7 protein-coding genes, 4 tRNA genes and 1 pseudogene are annotated in these 6,020 nt (G+C 33.8%); 6 read left to right on the top strand and 6 right to left on the bottom strand.

Annotation, left to right across the window (positions count from 1 at the left end; translation table 11 throughout):
- The first annotated feature begins 75 nt into the window (after window positions 1-75).
- The 4 genes from ADH52_RS04135 (at window position 76) to ADH52_RS04150 (ending at window position 411) form a co-directional block, all read left to right on the top strand.
- Window positions 76-146, top strand: a tRNA-Trp gene (locus ADH52_RS04135).
- A 14-nt stretch (window positions 147-160) separates the two neighbouring features.
- Window positions 161-233: transfer RNA gene (locus tag ADH52_RS04140), tRNA-His, on the top strand.
- A gap of 13 nt (window positions 234-246) precedes the next feature.
- Window positions 247-318, top strand: a tRNA-Gln gene (locus ADH52_RS04145).
- 9 nt (window positions 319-327) lie between these two features.
- A tRNA-Leu gene (locus ADH52_RS04150) sits at window positions 328-411 on the top strand.
- Window positions 412-485: 74 nt separating this feature from the next.
- Here ADH52_RS04150 and ADH52_RS04155 read toward each other — a convergent pair.
- From ADH52_RS04155 to ADH52_RS04175, 5 genes and pseudogenes are all read right to left on the bottom strand, one after another.
- Window positions 486-1,619, bottom strand: a complete 1,134-nt coding sequence (locus ADH52_RS04155) for a tyrosine-type recombinase/integrase (RefSeq protein WP_049510267.1) — start codon at window positions 1,617-1,619, stop codon at window positions 486-488.
- Between the two features lie 3 nt (window positions 1,620-1,622).
- Window positions 1,623-1,817, bottom strand: coding sequence for a DUF3173 domain-containing protein (locus ADH52_RS04160; protein WP_000598356.1), 195 nt, complete (start codon window positions 1,815-1,817; stop codon window positions 1,623-1,625).
- 59 nt (window positions 1,818-1,876) lie between these two features.
- Complete coding sequence (locus ADH52_RS04165) at window positions 1,877-2,263, bottom strand: hypothetical protein (protein WP_001096843.1); 387 nt, start codon at window positions 2,261-2,263, stop codon at window positions 1,877-1,879.
- A 2-nt stretch (window positions 2,264-2,265) separates the two neighbouring features.
- A pseudogene (locus ADH52_RS04170) lies at window positions 2,266-3,462 on the bottom strand (replication initiation factor domain-containing protein).
- Between the two features lie 40 nt (window positions 3,463-3,502).
- Window positions 3,503-3,976, bottom strand: a complete 474-nt coding sequence (locus ADH52_RS04175) for a hypothetical protein (RefSeq protein WP_000182279.1) — start codon at window positions 3,974-3,976, stop codon at window positions 3,503-3,505.
- 319 nt (window positions 3,977-4,295) lie between these two features.
- Here ADH52_RS04175 and ADH52_RS04180 point away from each other — a divergent pair, with 319 nt between their 5' ends.
- Window positions 4,296-4,742 (top strand): helix-turn-helix transcriptional regulator, encoded by a 447-nt coding sequence (locus ADH52_RS04180; protein WP_000287814.1) that lies wholly within the window; start codon window positions 4,296-4,298, stop codon window positions 4,740-4,742.
- A gap of 163 nt (window positions 4,743-4,905) precedes the next feature.
- On the opposite strand, the gene ADH52_RS04185 is transcribed toward ADH52_RS04180, so the two are convergent.
- Window positions 4,906-5,232 carry a DMT family transporter gene (locus ADH52_RS04185; protein ID WP_049510269.1) on the bottom strand — a complete coding sequence of 109 codons (327 nt, stop codon included), beginning with the start codon at window positions 5,230-5,232 and terminating at the stop codon, window positions 4,906-4,908.
- 172 nt (window positions 5,233-5,404) lie between these two features.
- Here ADH52_RS04185 and ADH52_RS04190 point away from each other — a divergent pair, with 172 nt between their 5' ends.
- Window positions 5,405-5,803 carry a hypothetical protein gene (locus ADH52_RS04190; RefSeq protein WP_009732039.1) on the top strand — a complete coding sequence of 133 codons (399 nt, stop codon included), beginning with the start codon at window positions 5,405-5,407 and terminating at the stop codon, window positions 5,801-5,803.
- The last annotated feature ends 217 nt before the right edge of the window (window positions 5,804-6,020 follow it).

The raw sequence follows: 6,020 nt of genomic DNA on the forward strand, positions 1-6,020 counted from the left end.
CGAAGAGGCTAAACGCGGCGGACTGTAAATCCGCTCCTTCGGGTTCGGGGGTTCGAATCCCTCCCCTTCCATTTTACGGGCATAGTTTAAAGGTAGAACTAAGGTCTCCAAAACCTTCAGTGTGGGTTCAATTCCTACTGCCCGTGTTAATAGAATTATGGCGGGTGTGGTGAAGTGGTTAACACACCAGATTGTGGCTCTGGCATGCGTGGGTTCGATCCCCATCACTCGCCTATTTTATATTATTGGGGTATAGCCAAGCGGTAAGGCAAGGGACTTTGACTCCCTCATGCGTTGGTTCGAATCCAGCTACCCCAGTTACTATTTGCCGGCGTGGCGGAATTGGCAGACGCGCTGGACTCAAAATCCAGTGTCCGCAAGGACGTGCCGGTTCGACCCCGGCCGCCGGTATAGTATTAAAGACAAGGTTTTCGGACCTTGTCTTTTTTTCTTTGTTGTGTGTCGAGTTACCAATTTTTTCCATTTTAAAATAAATCATCAAGTTTATTAGCCAATGTTTTCTGTTTGCTAGGGTACAAATGAGAATAAGTATCAATTGTTGTTGTAATGGATGCGTGTCCTAATCTTTCTTTGACAACAAGATAATCTTCTCCTTGATTTATAAGTAATGATGCATGAGAGTGTCTCAAATCATGAATTCTTATTTTCTTTAAATCTTTATCCCTTTCTAGTATTTGCTTAAACTTCTTATCAATCATATTTTTTGTAATTGTTATTGGCGTACTCTGTATTATTTGTAGTTCTTCAGTATTTTTCGTAAATTCCTCAAGTTTTTCTTTTTGTTTTACTTTCCAATCTATTAGCATTTCTGCTAATTTCTGATTTATTGTTATATTTCTAGTTCCTGATCGTGTTTTTGTTGTATTAATGTAGCTTGTATTATTGACAAAGTATACCGTTTTGGTAACGTATATTGTATTTGTTAAAAGATCTATATCATTCCAGTTCAATGCGAGGATTTCTCCCATTCTCATCCCAGTAAAGAAAGCAATCACGAAAAACAGGTCATAGCTTATTTCATCATCTTGAATAAGTTCTCTAAATCTCGTGAATTCTTCTATACTCCAAAATTTGATATTAGGCTTCCTAATTGGTAATTTTCTCAGATTCTCAACAGGATTTTTATCAATGAGGGATTTTCTTATACCAGTATCAAAAATTTTTTTAAGTAGAATTAGAATTTTATTAATTGTATTGTAACTTAATGTTTCATTTTCATTTTGTTTTTTAGGTTTTGTTTTTAGGTATTCACGAAATTCGAATATATGGTCATACGTTAATTTATTTAAATTTGTATCTTTAAAATAAGGCTTAATATGACGCTCATAATTGTTTCTTTGTGTACTTGTATAGCTTATTTTTCTGCCATTTTTCAGATCATCTTCTTCAAGTAAGTCGAATAACATATCTGTTGTCACTACAAAGTCAAATTGTTTTTCTTTCAATTCTACAATTCGAATATGTTGTTCTAGCTCTAGGGCTTCTTTTTTAGATTTTAATCCTTTCCGAATGATACGTATTCTTTTTTGTGTGACTGGGTGGAATCCATTAGAAACATCAACGGTCCATTTACCACTTTTAGTTTTACGAATAGTCATTCATTATGCTTCTTTCTGGAGTTCAATTCCTAATAGTTCTTCAGCGACACTGGCTGGAATTGTACCAATACGTTTGTTATCATAGATGTTAAAACCACGATTCACTAATAGTAATTTGCCGGTATGGATAATCTTTCTTGCAGTTCCTGGAGCAAATCCAAGTTCGATAAGGTCATCTTTTGTTACAGTTTTAATCATGTGATCTCCTTTTCTAATTAGATTAACTAAGGGGAGGATTAACTCCCCTTGTATTTTACTTATTTTTGTTTTACATCTACTAAATGGATAGCATCAGCCTTGTAATACATTGTCGTGCTAATCATAGTAGCTTGTAAATTGTCAAATGTAACTGGTACTTCATCCATTGCTTGGATATAGTCATTATCAACCAAGGCATCTGGATTGTCTACTGAGACTTGGGTTGATTTCTTTTTGAATTGTCCATCCTTGATTGTTACATTGTATTTCCAACCAATGATTTTATCGGTATTAAAACGTCTTTCGCTACCATCTCGGTTTTTGATAATTTCTCCGTTTGCATCTGCTCGGACTTCCGTTTCAAATTTTGGAATGACTTCATCCAATTCAAATTTTGTTCCAATGTTATTAAAATTCCAGTCATTTTGTGAAAGCATTTTTGCCATAGTTAATTTCTCCTTTTAATATTTTCTTTGATTGTAGGGATCAAATCCTCTCGTTTAAAGAGTATTGCTCTTTCTATTAATCCACTTGCTAAATCTGGTGGATATTCCATATTGTTGAGTGCGAGATAGTTAGCTTTCTCATACTCATGCAGTAAGTTATTGTCGTATAGAAATTTATACGCTTTTAGAATAGCTCCTGAACCTTTATAGGTAAACCATTCTAATTTTTGTTCTAGTTCTGTTTTTGATTTTGAAATAATGATAGAGACGGGTTTTGAATGGCCTAAAAACTTTTCCCAAGATCTCAAAGGTTTTGAGAAATAGCTATCACTATAGAACCTCACTTTTTCTTTGAGATATCCCTTGGTAAAGTTGAGAAGATCTATTTCTGAATGCAACCATTCTTGAATGAAGTAGTGAGCTTTTTCTTTCCTAAGTTCTAACTCAGTTCTTATCCAATTTTCTATATACCGCTTGCTGATACCGAGCTTCTCAGCTCGTTCTAAGCGTTTATCGTAAATTCTAAGTCTTTCGTCATCATTGGGTTTTCTCAAATATAAGGTCTGGCCGATTGTTTCATCTCCGTAGGTATTGTAGTAGGTGCTTTTTCCATATATAAAGCGTTTCTTCTGACAAATCTTTAGAAGCTGATTAGGAGTGAAATAGGGTGTTTCATTAAAATCATCTATTGCAATATCAATTCGTCTTACTGAAAAATGATTGTAATTGTAGTAGAGGTTGTTCAAAAACTGTCTTTCGGACAGACTATTTGGATCTAATACCATATCTCTATAGAACTCGAGTGCCTGTCCTGACATGACAAGCATGTAGGACGACTCTTTCGCTCCATAGTAGATACGGATATTCCCATAATGAAGCTGGCTATCATAGTTATAGTATTTAAGGCTCCCTTTATTCTCAATAAATAGGTCATAGTCAAGAAATAGAATGTCTTCGATTATTTATCTTGGCGAAAATTCAGTCTTATCAAACTGAATTTGAATCCAGTCAAATACAGAACGTAAATGTTCATTTTTTGCCATAGATTTTGATTCAACTTTTTGCTTAATTTTGCCACCCTTAAAATCTCCGAAACCCTTGGAAATACTGAATTCTTTCGATGGTACACCTAACTTGCAGAGGGTGGTGTTACTACACACCCTATCGGTCAAAAATGGTCCGTCCGCATCTACGCTCATTTTCGGCTTTCTGCCTCATGGCTCAGCCGAAAACTCGCTATTAGCCGAACCTATTTTTTGACCTCTTGTTAACAAACCCTAGTAAGCCGGTTTGCATCGACTCTTCAATATCTTGGATTTTCTTTTTTAGGTTGGAATTCTCAATTTTTATCAGTCGCATTTCTCGCTTAAATTCCTGTTTTAAGGCGCTCAGTTCATCGTAGAGCTCATCTATTACTTGGTTTAGGGATTCATGTTCATTGTCTGCTAGACTCCCAAATACGGCTTGTATAGCCTCTTTTAGACCTATTTCAAGTTTTAGTTTAGCTAACTTTTGAAATTGTCTAAGGTCTTCGTCTGTAAAATCATAGGCAACTGTATAACTTAATTGATGAGTTCTGGGATTTCTACTGATAGGAACTTTAATTTTCTTAAATTCCTTGCCACTTATCTCTTTAATCAGTTGAATCCAATTTTTAAGAGTAGAGGTAGAGTTTAGGCCAGAAATTTGATTGACTAACTCTTTATTGGTCATCTTTTTGTGAAACCTCCGAAATTTTCTTGTGCAACTGAAGAGTTTTCTGTGGTATAATTGTTACATAATATGTTTTGATCTTGGAACGAACGGCACATTTGTTTCAAGATTTTTTATTTTGTCGAATCCTACCTCCTTTATTAAAATTTTTTAAATCGACTACTAGTTACATACGCTTTTACCTCCTTTTATGCTATAATATTCTCAATGGAATATTCAATCTCAAAATAAATATTCCTTATGGAATAATTCTATTTTATACCGTTTAGAATATTTTGTCAAGCTAAAATATACGAATAAGAATATCTATAGGAGAATTATGTATACAGAGGATTATAAATTTTCAGAGAGGTTAAAAACTCTCAGAAAATCAAAAAAGTTAACTCAAGTACAAATATCGGAATTAATTGGAGTTCAACAAGGGACATATTCTCGGTGGGAGAATGGAACGTTAGAACCAGGATTAGAATTCGTTGTGAAATTAGCAAATATCTTTGGGACTACTACAGATTATTTGCTGGGACAAAAACCTTATTCAATTATCAGTAGTTTACCTCTAGAACAATTAGATCTTACCAATATTGCAAACTTTTCAAAGGATGAGTTTGATATTTTGAAACATTCAATAGCAGTTTCGGTGGCAAGAAATAAAATAAAGGCAACAGAACTAAAAGATAGAGTTATAGAAAAAAATCAGTTGTCAGAAAAAGATGCAGAACTTTTGAATAAGATTTTTGAAGAAGTTAAAACTTATTGGGAAAATTAGGAGGACGCTAGTCTTCAAAATTCCCTCCCAAAATGTGTCCAAAATATTGACAGAATTCTAGCTTTTCATTATAGTTCTTATGGAACTTTTTTTCTACAACAAAATAGGCTCCATAATATCCATAGGGGATTTACCCACTACAAATAGTATAGAGCCGGTTTTATTAATGTCCTGCATTTCCTAATAAGTTAACCATGACAACACCAATGATAATCAAAATTAAACCGATAATGCTATAAACATTTAGTGTTTCTTTGAAAATCATTACTGCGATAGAGGTTATCAAAACTAAACCGACAGCTGACCATGTTGCATAAGCTATTCCTACAGGAATTTTTTGCATTGCTAGTGATAAGAAATAGAAACAAACGCCATAGCTAAGTAGGGCAGAAACGGTTGGAATAGGCTTTGTAAAACCGTCTGATAATTTCAAAAGGTTAGTTCCCAATATCTCTCCTACAATGGCGATAAAAAGATAAAAGTATGACATGTCTTTAACCTCCTATATGTCATGTTTTTGCTCTAAGAGCTATTATAGCTATCCGTTTTTTATAAATCTTGGCACAAGTCATGAGAATTTGTAGTAAAACTGTGGCAGACACTTTTTCAGAACCAATAGCTGATAAGTTTATTATATCATAAGATAAATTTTAAAAAAAGTCTTGATTTATTTCAATGTCTTGCGTGGTCTCGATTTTACTGGTAAAATTACTTTTAAGAACTTTAAAAAAGAGGTTTCTATATTTGACAAAACAATGACTTGTTGTCCCGAATGTGGGCATCCTTTGGAGAAAAAATTTTTAAAAGATGAGGGAGATATTCCTTATTGTTCACAATGTGCGAGTTTTCGTTTTCCAGTCTTTAATACAGCAATTAGTGCGATTTTATTTAATGAAAAACATGATAAGATTCTCTTGATTAAGCAATATGACATGGCTGAGCATATTTTGCTAGCTGGTTATGTGTCTAATGATATTCACAACCAATTTCTACAATCATTAAAGGCAATTAATTTAGCCTCTCTTATTACGGATATGGGTAATAAAATTGCACAAAACTAGTCCAAAACTCTTTTTAATAAGGAGTATACTTTCTAGCATTTTATAGTTACTAAAAAGTATCTAAACTTTGGAAGTGATACTAAGTTTTAAAAAATATTATGGAAAAAAAGCTTATAAAATCAATATTTCTGAGATTTAAAACTAATAATATTAGACTCAAAATCCAGTGTCCGCAAGGACGTGCCGGTTCGACCCCGGCCGCCGGTATAGTATAGAG

It is taken from the genome of Streptococcus pseudopneumoniae (assembly GCF_001072665.1).
Lineage (GTDB): Bacteria > Bacillota > Bacilli > Lactobacillales > Streptococcaceae > Streptococcus > Streptococcus pseudopneumoniae_S.